The organism is Undibacterium sp. Di27W, from assembly GCF_049340345.1.
Taxonomy (GTDB): domain Bacteria; phylum Pseudomonadota; class Gammaproteobacteria; order Burkholderiales; family Burkholderiaceae_D; genus Undibacterium.
The window spans coordinates 949,246-966,787 of the sequence record NZ_JBMPOS010000001.1 but is presented as its reverse complement, the minus strand read 5'-3'; the positions used below and the strand labels follow the sequence as shown (position 1 = coordinate 966,787).

Annotated in this window: 16 protein-coding genes; 6 read left to right on the top strand and 10 right to left on the bottom strand. The window is 48.4% G+C overall.

What is annotated here, in order from left to right:
* Positions 1 to 91: 91 nt before the first annotated feature.
* Together ACO0LF_RS04340 and ACO0LF_RS04335 are read right to left on the bottom strand one after the other, a co-directional pair.
* Positions 92 to 2,083: an ATP-dependent DNA helicase gene (locus ACO0LF_RS04340; RefSeq protein WP_423012457.1), complete on the bottom strand. Its 1,992-nt coding sequence runs from the start codon at positions 2,081 to 2,083 to the stop codon at positions 92 to 94.
* A gap of 44 nt (positions 2,084 to 2,127) precedes the next feature.
* On the bottom strand, positions 2,128 to 2,328 hold the full coding sequence (locus ACO0LF_RS04335; protein WP_423012235.1) for a YdcH family protein: 201 nt from the start codon (positions 2,326 to 2,328) through the stop codon (positions 2,128 to 2,130).
* 84 nt (positions 2,329 to 2,412) lie between these two features.
* On the opposite strand from ACO0LF_RS04335, the gene ACO0LF_RS04330 reads away from it, so the two are divergent.
* Positions 2,413 to 3,213, top strand: a complete 801-nt coding sequence (locus ACO0LF_RS04330) for a PP2C family protein-serine/threonine phosphatase (protein ID WP_423012233.1) — start codon at positions 2,413 to 2,415, stop codon at positions 3,211 to 3,213.
* A gap of 49 nt (positions 3,214 to 3,262) precedes the next feature.
* Here ACO0LF_RS04330 and ACO0LF_RS04325 read toward each other — a convergent pair whose 3' ends face one another.
* From ACO0LF_RS04325 to ACO0LF_RS04315, 3 genes are all read right to left on the bottom strand, one after another.
* Positions 3,263 to 3,910 (bottom strand): glutathione S-transferase, encoded by a 648-nt coding sequence (locus tag ACO0LF_RS04325; RefSeq protein ID WP_423012231.1) that lies wholly within the window; start codon positions 3,908 to 3,910, stop codon positions 3,263 to 3,265.
* Between the two features lie 75 nt (positions 3,911 to 3,985).
* On the bottom strand, positions 3,986 to 5,809 hold the full coding sequence (locus ACO0LF_RS04320) for a hypothetical protein (protein ID WP_423012229.1): 1,824 nt from the start codon (positions 5,807 to 5,809) through the stop codon (positions 3,986 to 3,988).
* Positions 5,810 to 6,261: 452 nt separating this feature from the next.
* On the bottom strand, positions 6,262 to 7,020 hold the full coding sequence (locus ACO0LF_RS04315) for an RNA methyltransferase (protein WP_423012227.1): 759 nt from the start codon (positions 7,018 to 7,020) through the stop codon (positions 6,262 to 6,264).
* Positions 7,021 to 7,212: 192 nt separating this feature from the next.
* Here ACO0LF_RS04315 and ACO0LF_RS04310 point away from each other — a divergent pair, with 192 nt between their 5' ends.
* A complete protein-coding gene (locus ACO0LF_RS04310) occupies positions 7,213 to 8,004 on the top strand; it encodes an inositol monophosphatase family protein (RefSeq protein ID WP_423001789.1) in 792 nt (263 codons plus the stop codon).
* Positions 8,005 to 8,093: 89 nt separating this feature from the next.
* The gene (locus tag ACO0LF_RS04305) at positions 8,094 to 9,455 is read left to right on the top strand and encodes a DEAD/DEAH box helicase (protein WP_423012225.1); all 1,362 of its coding nucleotides are present in this window, start codon (positions 8,094 to 8,096) and stop codon (positions 9,453 to 9,455) included.
* A 144-nt stretch (positions 9,456 to 9,599) separates the two neighbouring features.
* Here ACO0LF_RS04305 and ACO0LF_RS04300 read toward each other — a convergent pair whose 3' ends face one another.
* Positions 9,600 to 10,082 (bottom strand): Fur family transcriptional regulator, encoded by a 483-nt coding sequence (locus tag ACO0LF_RS04300; protein WP_423012223.1) that lies wholly within the window; start codon positions 10,080 to 10,082, stop codon positions 9,600 to 9,602.
* 368 nt (positions 10,083 to 10,450) lie between these two features.
* Between ACO0LF_RS04300 and mutS the strand changes: the two genes are divergently transcribed.
* Complete coding sequence (gene mutS / locus ACO0LF_RS04295; protein ID WP_423012221.1) at positions 10,451 to 13,081, top strand: DNA mismatch repair protein MutS; 2,631 nt, start codon at positions 10,451 to 10,453, stop codon at positions 13,079 to 13,081.
* Between the two features lie 62 nt (positions 13,082 to 13,143).
* On the opposite strand, the gene ACO0LF_RS04290 is transcribed toward mutS, so the two are convergent.
* Positions 13,144 to 13,701: an FKBP-type peptidyl-prolyl cis-trans isomerase gene (locus ACO0LF_RS04290; protein WP_423012219.1), complete on the bottom strand. Its 558-nt coding sequence runs from the start codon at positions 13,699 to 13,701 to the stop codon at positions 13,144 to 13,146.
* Between the two features lie 78 nt (positions 13,702 to 13,779).
* Here ACO0LF_RS04290 and ACO0LF_RS04285 point away from each other — a divergent pair, with 78 nt between their 5' ends.
* Positions 13,780 to 14,913: a JmjC domain-containing protein gene (locus tag ACO0LF_RS04285; protein ID WP_423012217.1), complete on the top strand. Its 1,134-nt coding sequence runs from the start codon at positions 13,780 to 13,782 to the stop codon at positions 14,911 to 14,913.
* Between the two features lie 306 nt (positions 14,914 to 15,219).
* On the opposite strand, the gene ACO0LF_RS04280 is transcribed toward ACO0LF_RS04285, so the two are convergent.
* From ACO0LF_RS04280 to ACO0LF_RS04270, 3 genes are all read right to left on the bottom strand, one after another.
* Entirely contained in the window at positions 15,220 to 15,483 is a 264-nt protein-coding gene (locus ACO0LF_RS04280; protein ID WP_423012215.1) for a hypothetical protein, read from the bottom strand.
* Positions 15,484 to 15,705: 222 nt separating this feature from the next.
* Positions 15,706 to 16,053, bottom strand: a complete 348-nt coding sequence (locus ACO0LF_RS04275) for a c-type cytochrome (RefSeq protein WP_423012213.1) — start codon at positions 16,051 to 16,053, stop codon at positions 15,706 to 15,708.
* Between the two features lie 15 nt (positions 16,054 to 16,068).
* On the bottom strand, positions 16,069 to 16,392 hold the full coding sequence (locus ACO0LF_RS04270; protein WP_423012211.1) for a c-type cytochrome: 324 nt from the start codon (positions 16,390 to 16,392) through the stop codon (positions 16,069 to 16,071).
* A gap of 271 nt (positions 16,393 to 16,663) precedes the next feature.
* Here ACO0LF_RS04270 and ACO0LF_RS04265 point away from each other — a divergent pair, with 271 nt between their 5' ends.
* Positions 16,664 to 17,527 carry an AAA family ATPase gene (locus ACO0LF_RS04265; protein WP_423012209.1) on the top strand — a complete coding sequence of 288 codons (864 nt, stop codon included), beginning with the start codon at positions 16,664 to 16,666 and terminating at the stop codon, positions 17,525 to 17,527.
* Positions 17,528 to 17,542: the final 15 nt, after the last annotated feature.

Sequence of the window (17,542 nt, the reverse complement as noted above, 5' to 3'; positions counted from 1 at the left end):
CTGCCCTATTTGGGCAGTGCAAGTAAAAAGGCAGCACTGAAAACAGTGCTGCCTTTTTTATTGGCAAATACAGGGGGCTACCAACAAACCATTAAGCTGGATTTTTTATTTTCTTAAAAAATGCCTGCACATCTGCCAGTTCCCGCGTGCGAGAAAAACTCGGCAAACTTTGCCAGATACGCTTGCCATAAGGTTTCGAGATCAGCCTGGGATCGCAAATCATCAAGACCCCTTTGTCACCTTCATCGCGAATCAGGCGACCAGCCCCCTGTTTGAGGTTGATAATCGCTTCGGGCAATTGATGATGGACAAAGCCATTCAAGCCTTTTTTCTCCATCGCCGCTATACGGGCAGACAATACCGGGTCATCAGGTGGCGCGAAGGGCAGCTTATCGATAATCACTAGAGACAGCGCATCGCCACGCACATCCACGCCCTCCCAAAAACTTTGACTACCGATGAGGACGCCGTTACCAGCAGCGCGGAACCTGTCAAGCAACTCGGTCCTGCCCGCATCCCCGTGAATAAACAAAGGGAAATCCAGGCCGCGCTTCTGGAATTCATCGCGCAAACGCTCGGCACTATGTTTGACAGCTTTCAAGGTCGTGCACAGCAGGAAAGTCTTGCCTCCCGCCGCCTCAATGACGGGCAAGGCAGCATCAATTACCGCGTCCATGTATTCATATGAATTTGGCTGCGGCATGCCATTGGGCACGTATAAGTAGCCTTGCTCCTGGTAATTGAAGGGGCTGGGCCAGGTGCGCGCTGGCTGATCCCATAGACCCATTTGCGACACATAATGGCTGAAATCATTCTTCACCGCCATGGTAGCGGAGGTAAATATCCAGGTACGCGGGACGCCTTCACGCTGTTTGTTGAAGATGGGAGCGATCGACAAAGGGGTGCGGTGCAATTGCAGGGAGGTGGAAAAGGCCTCTACCCACAGGACATAGTCACCGGACTTGCCATCATCGGCAGCATTCCATTTTTCATATTGCTCAGCCAGCAATATCGACCGTGCCCGGCATTGTTCCAGGGTTTCTGCACGCTCTGCCTGCTTTTCCAGCACAGTGATCATGTCATCCATGCTGGATTTCAAAGTTTCCAGCGCTTCAAAGAAAGGGCTGGAGGGCGCAATCTGATCTATGGAATAACGGACGATGTCTTGCGGAAAAGCCAGGCGTAAATCACGTGCAGCACGCTCGACGGGTGCCACCAGCTTGGACCACTCTGCTCCATCACGTGCATGCGACAAGCCTTCTGCCTGCACATCACGACAAAGCTCCAATACTTGCGAGGTTGAAACGGTATCACCAAAAAATAAGGTGGCAGTCTCGGGCAATTGATGTGCTTCATCAAAGATGACTGTATTCGCCGAGGGCAACAGTTCGGCAATGCCAGTATCTTTCAAGGCCACATCCGCAAAAAACAAATGGTGATTGACCACCACCACATCTGCCTGCTGTGCTTCCTTGCGCGCCTTCATGACAAAGCAATCCTGATAGTACTGGCATTCCGACCCCATGCAAGTATCTTTGGTTGACGTCACCAGACTCCAGACCGAGGCGTTTTCTGGTACACGTGCCAGTTCTGCCTTGTCACCCGTCATTGTGGTTTTAATGAAACGCCCTATATCACGTAAATAACCTACATCCTCACGGGAACTGAGGCGACCATTTTGTATGGTTCTTTCCAGGTGATAGTGACACAGGTAATTAGCCCTCCCCTTCAGCAGGGCAATTGATACAGGGGCTTTCAATACCTTGCGGATAGTGGGTATATCGCGCAAAAACAATTGATCTTGCAGATTTTTGGTGCCGGTAGAGACGATGACCTTGCCCCCCCACAGCAAGGCAGGAGTAAGATAGGCGTAGGTCTTGCCTGTACCCGTACCTGCTTCAGCCAACAAGGTTTTTTGTCCGGCGATGGCATCAGCAATGGCTTTTGCCATTTCTGTCTGCGCCTGACGTGGGCGATAACCTTTTATCGACGCACTTAAAGGTCCGGTCAGGCCAAAAATATGTTCTACTTCTGCATCATGAATGCCAGTTGCATTCGGCGTGGCGAGTGGTTCAGTCAAAATGAGGCAATCAGAAACTAACTATAAAGCTAAGGAAAAGTGGATAATCATGCAGGGACATCAGGTGTCAGTTGCATTTTTAATAAAGTAACATGATCTTTTAACTGTAATTTTCGCTTTTTGAGGCGACGCAGTTGTAGTTCATCGTGGCAAGGATCCTTAATCAAGGTCTCGATTACCACATCCAGGTCTCTATGTTCAACCTCAAGTTCAATAATCCGTTGTTGTATTTGTTCCGGGTGGCTCATAGTCTTCTGGTTGCAGTAAAATAAAGTTTAATTAAGGAAAGACCATTTTTGGGTTTATCCCGTTAGTTTAATCTACCAAGACGTATGAGCCAATATAAGATCGAAGCTGGAACCGGACAACATATCGGCGACAGGCAGGAACAACAAGACCGCACAGCACTTTTTGCGGCACCACATGCGCCAGGCTATGTCATGGCCATCGTGGCAGATGGCATGGGTGGTAAAAGTGGCGGCGCACTTGCCGCAGAGCAAGTTGTGCGCACAGCAAAACAATTATTTGATGAATTTTATCCCGGAAATGATGTTCGCAATCTTTTAGAAAATATCGTCAACGAAGCACACACCGTCATTAAATTGTCTGGTGTCTCCTCAGAAAAAGAGCCTCACAGTACTTTTGTGGCCTTAGTCATTACCCCAAAGCAAGAAGCTATCTGGGCACACGTGGGCGATTCACGCCTATATCGGTTTGATGGCCCCAATTATGCAGAAAAAACCAAAGACCACTCCTATGTAGAAAAATTAGTGGATGAAGGCAAGATCTCGGCAGAAGAAGCAAAAACCCACAGGCTCTCGAATATTCTGGTCAATGTACTTGGTTCCAGCACAACTGCACCCTATATTACCTTTGGAGAACATAACGCGCTTAAAGCACATGACAGTTTTCTGTTATGTTCTGATGGCCTCTGGCATTATTTTGAAGATGCCGAATTATCTGCCGCAGTTGCTGCCAACAGCCCGCGACAGGCTTCAGAATTTTTAATCAGAAAAGCCAGGGACAGGGCTAGTGGTCGCGGTGACAATTGCACTTTCGCGATAGTCAAACTGGTTGAACCACCTGCGCAAGCCAAAACCTATACGGTGCAAAAAATGCGCCGGGCAGTATAAGTAATATTGGCTGACGCCTGACCTTTACCGCCAACGTCAGCCAAGCTGCTTATTTTCCGCGATTTGCCATCAATTCCTGATTTGCTTTGCGATCGGCGTTGACCTTTTGCATGGTCGGTCTGTCTCCAATGTGCTTCACATACTCACGTGTCGGTAAATCTGCCAAAAAATCCCTGCCATAAATGATCTTGGTTGCCATCGACACCAGTGGGAAATGTACAACGGCAGCGCAATCCGCCAAGGTAAATTGGGTGCCGCCTACAAAGGGCTCAAACTTGGCCAAAGTCGCAAAGGCCGCAATATTACGACTTAGGAGTTTTTCTGCTTTGGCCTTTACTTCATCCGTCACCTTGCCTCCAAAAAAAGCTTCCGCATACAACTCGCGCGCGGGCAATTCCATATGCAATTCAATGAAGGTAATCAATTCCCGCAATTTGGCCGCTGCAAATGGGTCTGATGGCATCAGGGGCTTATCAGGGAAGCGCTGCTCGAGATACTCGACGATGACTTGGGACTCACAAAGTGAACCATGTTCAGTCTCTATATAAGGTATCTTGCCCAAAGGAGAATGGACTAGCGATTCAGCAGACTTTCCAGTCCAGATCAATTGCTCTTCAAAGGGTATGGCTTTTTCCAAAAGAGCCAATTTCACTTTATTGTAGTAATTACTGATAGCAAAACCGTAAAGCTTGATCATATGTCCCCGTTTTATTTTTTTAAATCCTGGTTTCGAATTATTCCGCTTGCGACAGCAAGCGCACTCATCAATGTCTTATTTCCCTCTGGGAAAATCTATAGTCTCGAAATTAATCAAATTCGAATCTGTCGCAACTTCTTTTGATGAAACTTCATCGTCATCCAATGGCAAGTCCGGCACATTGGTCCAGGCACGCTTTCTGTCAGTTCCACTAAAAGCATGCGATTTTTCCAGCTCGTTTGCCACTGAAATCAATAACAATATGTCGCGATACACTGGTAACTCGAAACCCATGCGCTTACCATCCCTGTCATCAACCAGCAGACTTTCGAGGAAAGGCAAAATATCGTTGGTACTCCACATACGGCATATGCGATTCATCAAATGCTCGAAGTCTTCCAGTTGCCTGCTAGGCAATGTCGCCGGGTCAACTTCAAACTCAGGAATATTGGCATTGAAAAATACGATAAACCTGTCTCGCAATGCATCGTATTTTTCCTTGTTCGCTGTGACACGGTACAAGTCGAGCAAATACAACCAGGGTACTGGCGATTCAGGTTGCTCTGCATTGGCCTGAGGTTCAAGAATTTCTATCGCTCTCTGCGGATCGTTCACGGAAATCCAGAATTCCGCTTCTTGCGTTACATCCGATATTTCCTCTACATTGACTGACTGACCTTTGGTAGAGAAGAAATTAAAGGTGCTGCTATTACTATCTTCCAGCGTAGGCACGTAGGCTTTGTTAAATGCAGAAGGTGCATCCAACTTACCAAGATTGGTATCTGTTGCAATTTTTTTGGACGTGGCGACCACCGGACGACTCACGCCAGCACGCTCATCCTCATCATCGTGAACCTGGTACAAGGCGCTGGTCGTTGTTGGTCCATACGAAGCTTGTATACTATTGACGATTTCTTCTATATTCTTTTTGGATTCCGGCTCTGACACAGGTTCTTTTTGCTGCCACCAGGTCGAATGCATTTTTTTACGCATACGACTGACATAGTACAAAAGCAAACCAATAATGACTAATCCGGCAAAAATGAAGACGCTCAGGCCCATGACCCAATTGCGCGAAAAACTGCCTTCTTTAGCTTCTTCCAGGGCTGCCTTGTCAAGCTGACTTTGTCGCTTGAGTTGCTGTGCCTCTTGCTGCAGGCTAAGAATTTTCTGCTGCTCGCTCTGTAGTTTTTCCTGCGAGATTTGATTTGGTTTTTCATCACGCAACATGGCCGCAAGCTGCGCCTGCGCAGCGCGCAATTCTTCTATATTGGATTGCGGGCCTCTGACAGACAATTGATCACTGAGACGTAAGCCTTGCGGCAAAATCGGCAAATCATCGGAAAGCCTTAGTGTGTCTTTTGGTACCGTGGCCAGCTTATCTGAATTGGCTTTAAGGTCTGGTGGCCTGGACGGCTTTTTTTTTGATATTGCTGTTTCAGCAGGAGTGGCAACAATTTCCGATGCTGCTGGATTGAGCTTCTCTTTCCGGCGACTGCTTTTTTGCACAACAGGCCCTGCAGACGCAATTTGCTGCTCCACTACCAGATTTGGCCTATTGCCTGCACCATTTTTTGCAGCACTGGCGAGCGTCGCTGACAGTGCCGGGTTAGAAAACGGTGGATCAAGCAAAATCAGAAATTCACGATGAAGCTGAATTTCACACCCCATGTCTACCATGATCTTCACTGCTGGTTCCAGGATGTCTTTCCTGGTTACCAGAGTGAGGTAGCGTGCACTTCCTTTTTGTACGAGATTGACATTGATTTGTGCGAGCGGATTGCCATCCGGGCTTTCTACCTTGGCCTTGAAACAAGATTGCTCTATCTCCGTCGCATCATTACCGGTCAATTCCAGTTGCGCACGCAGTTGCTGTCCCAGACCGGATTGAACAGTCAAATTACTAAAGCCCAGAGCATGAACCTTCCCTGTTGCGCCGGATGCAAGTGCACCAAGGCAAAGCAGATATAGCGTAGATCGGCGGAATGGAACCAATATGATAATGACCTCAGAAAGAAAATGCGTTACTTCAGAAAATCAATTGCTATTCCTGAATGTATATTAACTGCAATCTTACTGGCTTTATAACAATCCTTGAAGACGTTACCAAATGTAAAACGCAAACAAAGGTTAGAATGTTTGTCGATTTCAACATATTTATCAATTGTAACAACAATTGCAAATCACCGTTTCATTCGGCACAAATAAATTATGCGTTACTTTTCCCTTCAATTTGAAGGAAAACTACCGAAAAAAATCTATTCTGCTTTTTAACATTACTATTTAGTTCAATTTGCTAAAAAGACACAGGCAGCAACATTCTCATCGCCCAGACTCACCTGCAGATGCAGTTATTTCTTGCTGACCTCAACAATTTTTCTTGCTATTCCCCTCAAGATATTCACTTCTTCTACTTCTAGTTGCGTACGAGATAACATACGTTTTAAGCGAGGCATCAGTTTTTTGGGATTGTCTGGATTCAAGAATTCAATCGCAACCAGGGCTTCTTCCAGATGTTTGTACATGCCATCTATTTCATCTACTGCCGCCAATTGCCCCTGGAAACCGATATTTCCGGCAATCGACAAGCCCGCGTCCTCGGCCATGCGGCATTCATAAGAAAGTAATTGTATTGCCTGAGCCAGATTCAATGAAGAATAAGCAGGATTGGCAGGAATATTGATCAAAGCATGGCAGTTCATGACGATCTCATTCGGCAGGCCGAAACGCTCATTGCCGAAAATCAGTCCTATGTTGGCATGCTGACTTTGCGCCATTGCTTCAGAAAATACTCTGGGACTGAGAATGGGCGGAGAAAATTCACGCAACCTGGCGCTGACGGCAGCGACATATTCACAACCCTGCAAAGCCTCATCAATATGATCCACGATACGGGCGTTGTCGAGCACGTCTTGCGCGCCACTGGCAAGGGCGATTGCGTCCGGGTGCTGTAAAGCGTCAGCAAAGCGCGGTTTCACCAGGATTAGCTCACTAAAACCCATGGTTTTAATCGCTCTGGCGGCCGAACCTATATTGCCAGGATGGCTGGTCTCCACCAGGATAAAGCGCATGCGCTGAAAAAGAGATGTGTCGGTTTTGGGCAAGTTCATTTAAAATAGCGGTATCACGCGTTAATTTTTGTTCGGTTGTGCGTCTTGCTAGTGCAGATATTTGCCAGACGAATGACAGATGAATGTCAATTACGCACGCTCTTTATCATTTTTGTCTAGCATAGCAAGGACATCCTTTTTTGGGGATAGTCGTTTGCATGCTGTCATTTTATCGGAAACCTTATGCACCCAATGCTGAATACGGCAGTAAAAGCCGCTCGTCGTGGCGCGACTATTATTAATCGCGCATCTTTTGACCTTGACCGTGTCCAAGTCACAGAAAAACAATTCAATGATTTCGTGACCGAAGTCGATCACGCTGCTGAAGCTGCCATCATAGAAGTATTGACTTCTGCCTACCCCGACCATGCCATCCTGGCTGAAGAATCGGGTGCATCCGCTAATTTGCATGATGAAAATGATAATGTCTGGATCATTGATCCTCTGGATGGTACCACCAACTTCATCCACGGCTTCCCACAGTATTGTGTTTCCATCGCCCTGCAACAGCGTGGCGTGATCACACAAGCTGTTATCTATGACCCTACCCGCAATGAAATGTTCACTGCCAGCAAAGGTGGCGGTGCTTTCCTCAATGATAAGCGCATACGCGTTACCCGTTGCGACAAACTGGCTGACGCACTGATAGGTACGGGCTTTCCTTCGCGCGACCTGTCCGGCCTGGATGAATACCTGGCCATGTTCAAGGTCATGACCAGCAAGTGCCAGGGCCTGAGAAGACCAGGCTCTGCTGCATTGGACCTGGCCTATGTTGCAACTGGCCGCCTGGATGGCTTCTTTGAAAAAGGTCTGGCCCCCTGGGATATCGCTGCTGGTTCACTCGTCATTACCGAAGCTGGCGGCATCGTCGGCAACTTCTCTGGTGACTCGGATTATCTGCATAAAGGCGATGTTCTGGCTGGCACTCCAAAAGTATTCGCCCAGATGGTCAATGCATTGCAACCGTTTTCCGCTAAAAAGTAAATTCTCACGCTTCTGTCATTTGACGGGAGCGCCTCTCTCTTCGGGCTGGTGCAAATCAGTCCGATCATAAAGAAACACAGTAAAACCACATGGCATCATTCAACGAACTCGGCTTATCCGAGAACATTGTCCGCGCAGTCAGCGAACAAGGCTATACCTCTCCAACCCCGATACAGCAGCAAGCAATTCCTGCTGTCATCAAAGGCGGCGACTTGCTGGCTGGCGCACAAACTGGCACCGGCAAAACCGCTGGCTTTACCCTGCCTATCTTGCAGCGCCTGTCCACCTCAGCCAACGCACCAAAAGACAAAACCAGCAGGCGCCCCATCCGCGCCCTGGTGCTGACGCCTACGCGCGAACTGGCAGCCCAGGTAGAAGAAAGCGTCAATACTTACGGCAAATATGTACCGCTGAATTCTGGCGTGATTTTTGGTGGCGTGGGCATCAACCCGCAAATCAAATTATTGAAGCAAGGTGTAGATATTCTGGTAGCGACGCCTGGCCGTCTGCTGGACCATCATCAGCAAGGCACGATAGACCTGCGCCATATTGAAATTCTGGTTCTGGATGAAGCTGACCGCATGCTGGACATGGGCTTTATCCATGACATCAAAAAAGTGCTGGCGATCTTGCCTGCCAAACGTCAGAATTTGCTGTTCTCGGCTACTTTCTCTGATGAGATCAAGGCTTTGGCTGACCGCTTGCTGGACAATCCGGCGATGATAGAAGTGGCACGCCGCAACTCTACGGTAGAAGTCATTGCACAAAAAGTGCATCCGGTGGACCGCGACAAAAAGCACCCTTTGCTGGCGCATCTGATCAAGACGCATCAATGGTCACAAGTTCTGGTATTTACCCGCACCAAACACGGCGCCAACAAGCTGGTGGAGCAATTAGGTAAAGATGGCATAGCCGCCATGGCTATCCACGGCAACAAGAGCCAGTCTGCCCGTACTAAAGCACTGGCTGAATTCAAGGATGCCAGTCTGACTGTACTGGTTGCAACCGACATCGCAGCCCGCGGTATTGATATTGACCAGTTACCCCACGTTGTCAATTATGATTTGCCGAATGTGCCAGAAGATTATGTGCATCGCATAGGTCGTACGGGCCGCGCTGGTGCCACTGGCGAAGCCGTGTCCCTGGTGTGCGTCGATGAATTCAAATTGCTGGCAGACATAGAAAAACTCATCAAGCGCCAGATACCGCAAGAAATCATAGACGGCTTCATTCCCGATCCACATGCCAAGGCAGAGCCCATACAATTGCGCAGCTTTGACCATCGCGGTGGCGGTGGTGGCAGAGGCCAGCCATCGGGTCGTGGACAACCAGCACGCACCCCCGGCAAAGCGGCTGCACCACAAGGCGGCAAACCCCGCCCAGCAGGCGGCCCGAGGCCAGCGGTAAAGCAATCTGCTCCGCGCAGGTCCGGTAGTCGTGGTAATGGCTAATACCCAGCACAGCTATGCATGAAAATATAAAGGGCCGTCAGGCCCTTTATATTTTCTACAAACACGCATATTTATTTCATCCCTTAGCCACAGCAAACCCTGCCTGTAACAAGTCCGCTCGAGAGTAAAATATGCTGAGACAATCTATTTATACTCAGATTTTTCAAGCTTAGTGATCGCATTCACCTGTATCAGCAATGGCAGAGACGAAGTTTCCATGCCGTGTACCCGCGCTAGATGATCCAGTTGTGACCTTAGCTCTTTGTCCTGTACGGTAATACGACGACCTGATTGTTCGCAGACCAGGCATATCTCTTCGGCAGCCTTGCTGGCATGTGTCAATCGATACTTTGCCTTGCCATCAACATCAAAAGAGCGCTGCAGGAAATGAATGGAAGTCAGGTCTGCCAACACTCTATAGATGGTGGTGATGCTACCCAGCCTGCCCTGCCTGAGCAGTTCTCTCAGAATATCCTCAGGGTAATGATAACCTTCTCCAATTTGAATAAGCGCCGCTAACATACCTATGCGGCCTACCGTCGGACGTAGCCCTGCACGCTGCAATTGCTCTGCCAGCCGCGGAGTCTCATCGGAATTCATCGAATTAAGTCTAGTTTTCTTTTCCATTTTTATATTCTAAGCAAGCCTGGCTATCTACATAGCTGGCTATGGTGAGTGAACTAGTGCTGGAGCCTGCGAATGTTTAGCGAAGCTCAAGGCATGAATGATAATAGTTCTCATTACTATTTACAAGAAAATATTTCCACTATGCTATTAAAAATATAAATTATTGAAATATGCGCGCAGTCCCATTTGGGCCAACGATGATCTGGAATGGATGTGCAGAGCAAACAGTAAACGCAAAAAGCCCGGTAACCATAGACCAAGGCAATCGTCTATGATATGGTGCGCACCAAATTTGAGCTGACTGGATATCAAGGCCAGATCATCAACAAGCATAATCAAGAAAATAAAACGAATAAAATCAAAGCCTTATGACAGCAAAAGAAACTCAGCACACTCCCATGATGACCCAGTATCTGCGAATAAAAGCAGACTATCCAGAAACCCTGGTGTTTTATCGCATGGGCGATTTTTATGAACTGTTTTTTGGCGATGCTGAAAAAGTCTCGCGTCTGTTAGGCATCACCCTGACCCAGCGCGGCAGTTCTGGTGGTGAACCCATCAAGATGGCAGGCGTGCCGTTTCATTCACTAGAACCCTATCTGGCCAAGCTGGTCAAGATAGGTGAATCAGCAGCCATCTGCGAACAGATAGGCGACCCGGCCACCAGCAAAGGCCCGGTAGAACGTAAAGTCATGCGCGTGATCACGCCAGGCACGCTGACTGACACTGACTTGCTGCCAGAAAAATCTGACCGACCATTGCTGTCACTGTGCATGCTGCAGCAAAGAAAAACTGTCAGCATAGGTCTGGCATGGTTGTCACTGGCTAGTGGCGCGCTAAAGCTGATGGAAGTATCCACGGATGAGAAATCCCTGCCGCAACGCCTGCAACAAGAGCTGGAGCGCATCAGCCCGGCTGAAGTACTGCTGTCTGCTGGCACGCTTTTGCTGGATGAGCATTATGCTCAACTCCCTGGTAAATTCTCTGAGTTGCCCGACTGGCATTTTGATGTCAAGCAAGGGCAAAAAGCTTTGCAGGATCAACTGGGCACAGCTTCATTGACAGGCTTTGGGGTAGAGAACCTGAGTGCTGCGCTAGGCGCAGCTGGCGCTTTGCTGCGCTATGCCGAAAGCACGCAAGGCCGCGGTCTCAAGCACGTCAATACCCTCAATGTCGAGAGCGAACATGAGTTCATAGGCCTGGACACTGCTACACGTCGAAATCTGGAATTGACCGAGACCTTGCGCGGGCAAGAATCCCCCACCCTGTTTTCTTTGCTTGATCATTGTCGCACCGCCATGGGTTCACGCCTGCTGCGTCACTGGCTGCACCATGCGCGCCGCGATCAGGCGGTTGCCAGGGCGCGCCATGATGCTATCAAGGCGCTGATACAGGCTGATTCCACCGATGGCCTGGCGACCACTTTAAAGGCCATCCCTGACATAGAACGCATCACTACACGTATCGCACTGCAATCGGCGCGCCCGCGTGATTTGTCTGCGCTGCGTGATGGCATGCAAAACCTGCCTGGCCTGCGCAATTATGTCAGCCTGTGTATCGCTGATAATCAAACCAGCCTGCTAACCAAGGTCTTGTCTGATCTGGATACACCTACTGAATGCCTGGATTTACTGGAACGTGGCCTGATGTTGCAACCAGCGACCATGGTACGTGACGGCGGCGTGATTGCGACTGGTTTTGATGCCGAATTAGATGAGTTGCGTGCCTTGTCAGAAAACGCCGGGCAGTTCCTGATCGATCTGGAAGTATCTGAACGTGAACGCACTGGCATTGCCAATCTGCGGGTTGAATATAACCGTGTGCATGGTTTTTATATTGAAGTCACGAACGGGCAAAGCGATAAAGTGCCGGACAATTATCGCCGTCGCCAGACCCTGAAAAATGCTGAGCGCTATATCACGCCAGAATTGAAAGCTTTTGAAGACAAGGCCTTGTCAGCCCAGGAACGCGCCCTGGTACGCGAAAAAATGCTGTATGAGCGCCTGCTGCAAGACTTGCTACCACAAGTGCCATTGCTGCAAAGAGTAGCAAATGCGATTGCCCAGCTTGATACCCTGGTCAGCCTGGCCGAGCATGCCACCAAGAATAGCTGGTGCGCGCCGCAATTGGTGGATGAACCTACCCTGCATATCGTCCAGGGTCGCCACCCTGTAGTCGAAAACCAGATAGAACGCTTTATCGCCAATGATTGCGATTTTTCTGCCGAGCGTAAGTTATTGCTGATCACCGGCCCTAACATGGGTGGTAAATCGACCTTCATGCGCCAGGTTGCCCTGATCACCCTGCTGGCTTATGTGGGAAGTTATGTACCTGCCACCGAAGTGACAATAGGCCCGATAGACCGCATCTTCACGCGCATAGGTGCGGCAGATGACCTGGCAGGTGGGCGTTCTACCTTCATGGTCGAAATGACAGAATCTGCCGCTATCTTGAATGGGGCTACTGAACACTCGCTGGTATTGATGGATGAAGTGGGCCGCGGCACATCGACCTTTGATGGCCTGGCCCTGGCCTGGGCAATTGCCAAGCACCTGATACAGGTATCCAAGAGCTACACCCTGTTTGCCACGCATTATTTTGAACTGACACAGTTGCCGGATGTCCATCCATCGGCAGAAAACGTGCACTTGTCAGCAGTGGAACATAAGGAAAACATTGTCTTCCTGCATGCGGTACAGGCTGGCCCGGCTTCACAGAGTTATGGTTTGCAGGTGGCACAACTGGCGGGTATACCGCAGGCCGTTATCCGCTCCGCCCGCAAGCACCTGGCCGATCTGGAAGCGCAGTCGCTGCAATCGACGCCGCAGTTTGATTTATTCTCTTCCCCGGCTGGTGCGCCTGAAGTAGAGGTTGTAGAGTCAGCCCCCTTCAATGCTGAGCTGATGGATACGCTTGACACCATGGATCCTGACAGCATGACGCCAAGAGAGGCACTGGCTGCCTTGTATGAATTAAAGAACCTGGCAAAGCAGGTCTGATACAAACAAGTCCCTTCAAATGAAAAATGCCGCTGAAAATATTCAGCGGCATTTTTTTTAATTTAGTGCAAAGGATGGCTGCGATATTCGTCGCCCATGCCTTCATCGTCCTCATCATCTTCGTCATGCTGGTGGCCATGCGCACCGTGCACATGACCATGAGCGATTTCTTCATCAGACGCTGCGCGTACATCTTCTACCGTCAGGCTAAAGCGCAAGGCTATACCTGCCAGAGGGTGATTACCGTCAAGCACGACTTTATCGTCGGCGATGTCTGTGACGGTAAAAATATGGGCATTGTCTTCATCCGCATCTTCATCGGATTCTTCTGGCATGCCTTCAAATTGCATGCCGACCTCCAACGGTGAAGGGAAACGCTCACGTGGCTCCACTTTCACCAGCTCGGCATTGTAATCACCGAAGGCATCTTCTGGATTGAGGTGGATGACGGTACTAAACCCCTTTTCCTTGCCTTCCAGTGTTTCTTCTATTTTAGGAAACACATTGTCGTACCCGCCATGCAGGTAAACCATAGGCTCCTGACCTTCTTCTATCAGATTGTCTTGTGCGTCTTTCAAGGTATAGACTGCAGTAACAACTGAATTTTTGCCTATCTTCATAGCAATTCCTTAAAAATTTATTTGCCCTGAGATTATACCCGTCTAGTCGAGTCCTTTAGCTCGGCCTATAATGCGGGCATGAAAAAAAATACTACTCCCCTGCCCCTGCTGGGCGGCATTACAGCAGACGAATTTCTCAGCGAATACTGGCACAAGAAGCCTTTATTGATACGCCAGGCCATCACTGACTTCCAGCCACTTATCCCCAAAGCTGATCTGTTTGACATGGCTGCCCGTGAAGATGTCGAATCCAGGCTCATCAGCTTCTTCAATAAGCACTGGGAAATGAAGGCAGGGCCGCAAGCCAGCCTGCCAGTCAAAGAAAAGAAAGATTGGACCTTGCTGGTGCAAGGCGTTAATTTGCATGATGACAAGGCCGACGCCCTGCTGAGGCAATTCCGCTTTATACCTGACAGTCGCCTCGATGATCTGATGATCAGCTTTGCAGCCGATGGTGGCGGTGTTGGCCCCCATTTTGATTCCTATGATGTATTCCTGCTGCAGGCACATGGCCAGCGCAAGTGGCGTATAGGTGCGCAAAAAGACTTGACGCTGATTGATGGCATGCCACTCAAGATTTTGAGCAACTTCAAGGCTGAGCAAGAATTCGTCCTGGAACCCGGTGATATGCTCTACTTGCCCCCAAAATATGCCCATGATGGCGTCGCCATAGGCGAATGCATGACCTATTCCATTGGTTTCCGTGCACCGTCGTATCAAGAACTGGGGGAATCCTTCCTGCATTTCATGTCGGACTCAATAGACTTGCCAGGAAGATATGCAGATCCTGATTTAAAACTCAGTACGAAACCAGCAGAGATAGGCGACGACATGCTGGATCAGGTTGCAGCAGAGATTGCCAAGATTCAGTTCACGGATGATGATGTACTCATCTTTTTGGGCGAGCACCTGACTGAACCCAAGCCCAGCGTCTTTTTCAATGGACCAGAAAAACCGCTGACGCCCAAACGCTTCCATCAAACAGCCCTAAAGAATGGCTTAAAACTGTCACGTAAATCCGTAATGTTGTATAAAGGAAAACATGTATTCATCAACGGCGAATCATTCGCAGTTGGCAAAGAAGACAAGATTTGCCTGAATAAATTGGCAAATCAAAGAGAACTGGGCGGTGAGGATCTGGGAAAAATTTCCGCAGATGCGTTAGAAACTTTTTGCCTTTGGTATGAAGACGGCTGGCTGGAAATACGCTGAACGATGCTGCAATGCGTCATCATTCTGGAATATGAAAGGAAATTTTCTTTCAGCGAACAGGTCATTTTCAATAAAAAGCCGGAAATACCTATTAAATATAGCGTCTTACCTCTAAATAATGACTGATTTGAGTGCAAAAATGCATCTATGCCTATTCCAATAATGGAAAAATCATTATAATCCCGGGTTAGGAAACTTTCGTAGGGGCCGAATGTCGTTTTGGCGAGAAGCTCGCGAATTAACCTATAGAGCGATAATTACCGGTAATTATTCATCGCAAAGTTTTGATCTTCTTTTTTGATCTATTTATTGAAAGTACAAACATGAAAAAATCACTCTTGCTCGTTTCCCTGTTGGCATTGACTCTGGCTGCTTGCGGCGAGAAAAAAGCTCCAGAAGCATCCGCATCTGCAGCAGCATCCGTAGCAGCTCCAGCTCCAGCATCTGCTCCAGCAGTAGAAGCTCCAGCAGCAGCTCCTGCACCAGCAGCAGCATCTGACGCAGCAGCAGCATCTGGCGCAGCTCCTGCAGCATCTGCAGCAGCTTCCGCTCCAGCAGCAGCTTCCGCATCTGCTTCCAAGTAATTTTTAATTACTTAAGAAAAACCGACCTTGAGGTCGGTTTTTTTTCGCCCATTGCATTCGGTTACATCGAGCTCCAAGCAGATCAGTGGAGTATAGACAAAAACACCACCAATGCAAAGAGTGAAAAGATGATTGGGTGACAAGATGTAAAAAAGCCACGAATCATCGTGGCTTTGCGAATAAATAATAGTGCTACTAAGAGTACTACTTATTTTTTCAGTGTCAGCTCGCTAGGCAAACTATGCAAATACGCAGCAATGTTTTGTATATCCTTATTTGACAAAGCTTTGGCTTGAGTTGCCATGGTTGGGTTGGAGCGCCCATTTGCTGCATCGCCACCGCGCTGGTAAGCACGCAAAGCCTGCGCAAGATAATCAGCATGCTGACCCGCCAGTTTAGGATAACTTGGATCGATAGGCTTGGAGTAGCTTTCGCCATGACAAGACGCGCAATTGAATTTTTTTGCAGCTTCTTTGCCTGCTTCAATATCGCCGCCAGCGTAGGCAGCAAAAGACAGGGTAGACAACAAAGTTGCCATCAACAGGGTTTTCTTCATGATCCTATCCTATTCTTATTTTTGTTGAGAGTAATATGCTGCCAGATCTGCAATGTCTTGCTCAGTCAGGCTACCGGCTATACCACGCATGGATGGATGCTTGCGATCACCTTTTTGATAGGCTTTCAGTGCATTTTCTATATATTTTGCTGACTGCCCGCCTATCATAGGCACTTGGTACACTTCAGGAAAAGTCGCCTTGTAGCCAGGGATACCATGGCAACCGATACACATGGCTATTTTCTTATCTGCGGCATCTTTAGGATTGCCAACCGGATCTGCTGCCGTAGCAGCTTGAGCGAGACTCGCCATAGCGAGTAGTGCAAACAATTTTTTCATATTAGCGATTATTAATTAGCAGGCAGATCAATAAATACAGTGTTTTGATATAACTCAGCATTTTAGCTGATTACAATCAAATTTGCGTAAAAAACCTGGGGTTAGCCTCTGCGAACAAGACAAAAAAGCTGCACTTTCGCAATTGTAAAAGAAAAATTTATCAGTCATCTTCACTAGCTGCGTAGAAAAAAGAACAGCCGTTCACAAGAGGGCAAATTCTCGCTTATACTCCTTACATCCTCAAGCAACCTACCATGTCGAGTTTATATCCATGACACAAGCTCCAAGCACCTTACGTTTTGATGGCGCTGACAATTATGTCGCCACCGATGATTTGAAACTGGCAGTTAACGCCGCCCTGAGTTTGCAACGCCCCTTATTGATCAAAGGTGAGCCAGGCACAGGAAAAACCATGCTGGCAGAAGAAGTCGCCGCTGCCCTGAACATGCCTTTGATGCAATGGCATATCAAGTCCACGACCAAGGCACAGCAAGGCTTGTATGAATATGATGCAGTATCGCGCCTGCGCGACTCCCAGCTAGGAGATGAGCGGGTTAAAGACATTCATAACTACATCATCAAAGGTGTATTGTGGCAAGCCTTTACCGCAGATGAACCAGTGGTTTTACTCATCGATGAAATCGATAAGGCCGACATAGAATTCCCTAATGATTTGCTGCGAGAACTTGATCGCATGGAATTCTATGTCTATGAAACCCGTGAAATGGTACGCGCCATACACAGGCCCCTGGTGATCATCACTTCAAACAATGAAAAAGAGTTACCTGATGCTTTCCTGCGTCGCTGTTTTTTTCATTACATCAAATTCCCTGACAAGGAAACGATGCAAAAGATCGTGGATGTGCATTTTCCCAAGCTAAAGTCCGATCTATTGGCACAGGCTTTGCAAACCTTTTATGAAATCCGCGACGTCGCCGGCCTCAAGAAAAAACCTTCCACCTCAGAATTCATAGACTGGCTGAAACTCTTGCTGGCAGAAGACATACCTGTTGAAGCCATGCGCAGCAAGGATAATAAGGCTATCGTCCCTCCCCTGCATGGTGCCTTGCTAAAGAACGAGCAAGACGTGCATTTGTTTGAACGCCTGGTGCACATGTCGCGCACCAACCGCTAACAAAACACGATAACA

What these genes read in the sequence shown, in the direction of transcription:
- ACO0LF_RS04305 (WP_423012225.1), top strand. Translation starts at nt 8,094, where the DNA reads ATGGCATCATTCAACGAACTCGGCTTATCCGAGAACATTGTCCGCGCA.
- ACO0LF_RS04275 (WP_423012213.1), bottom strand. Translation starts at nt 16,053, where the DNA reads ATGAAGAAAACCCTGTTGATGGCAACTTTGTTGTCTACCCTGTCTTTT.
- ACO0LF_RS04335 (WP_423012235.1), bottom strand. Translation starts at nt 2,328, where the DNA reads ATGAGCCACCCGGAACAAATACAACAACGGATTATTGAACTTGAGGTT.
- ACO0LF_RS04265 (WP_423012209.1), top strand. Translation starts at nt 16,664, where the DNA reads ATGACACAAGCTCCAAGCACCTTACGTTTTGATGGCGCTGACAATTAT.
- ACO0LF_RS04315 (WP_423012227.1), bottom strand. Translation starts at nt 7,020, where the DNA reads ATGAACTTGCCCAAAACCGACACATCTCTTTTTCAGCGCATGCGCTTT.
- ACO0LF_RS04285 (WP_423012217.1), top strand. Translation starts at nt 13,780, where the DNA reads ATGAAAAAAAATACTACTCCCCTGCCCCTGCTGGGCGGCATTACAGCA.
- ACO0LF_RS04310 (WP_423001789.1), top strand. Translation starts at nt 7,213, where the DNA reads ATGCTGAATACGGCAGTAAAAGCCGCTCGTCGTGGCGCGACTATTATT.
- ACO0LF_RS04300 (WP_423012223.1), bottom strand. Translation starts at nt 10,082, where the DNA reads ATGGAAAAGAAAACTAGACTTAATTCGATGAATTCCGATGAGACTCCG.
- ACO0LF_RS04330 (WP_423012233.1), top strand. Translation starts at nt 2,413, where the DNA reads ATGAGCCAATATAAGATCGAAGCTGGAACCGGACAACATATCGGCGAC.
- ACO0LF_RS04280 (WP_423012215.1), bottom strand. Translation starts at nt 15,483, where the DNA reads ATGCGGAAGCTGCTGCTGGAGCGGAAGCTGCTGCAGATGCTGCAGGAG.
- mutS (WP_423012221.1), top strand. Translation starts at nt 10,451, where the DNA reads ATGACAGCAAAAGAAACTCAGCACACTCCCATGATGACCCAGTATCTG.
- ACO0LF_RS04290 (WP_423012219.1), bottom strand. Translation starts at nt 13,701, where the DNA reads ATGAAGATAGGCAAAAATTCAGTTGTTACTGCAGTCTATACCTTGAAA.
- ACO0LF_RS04325 (WP_423012231.1), bottom strand. Translation starts at nt 3,910, where the DNA reads ATGATCAAGCTTTACGGTTTTGCTATCAGTAATTACTACAATAAAGTG.
- ACO0LF_RS04270 (WP_423012211.1), bottom strand. Translation starts at nt 16,392, where the DNA reads ATGAAAAAATTGTTTGCACTACTCGCTATGGCGAGTCTCGCTCAAGCT.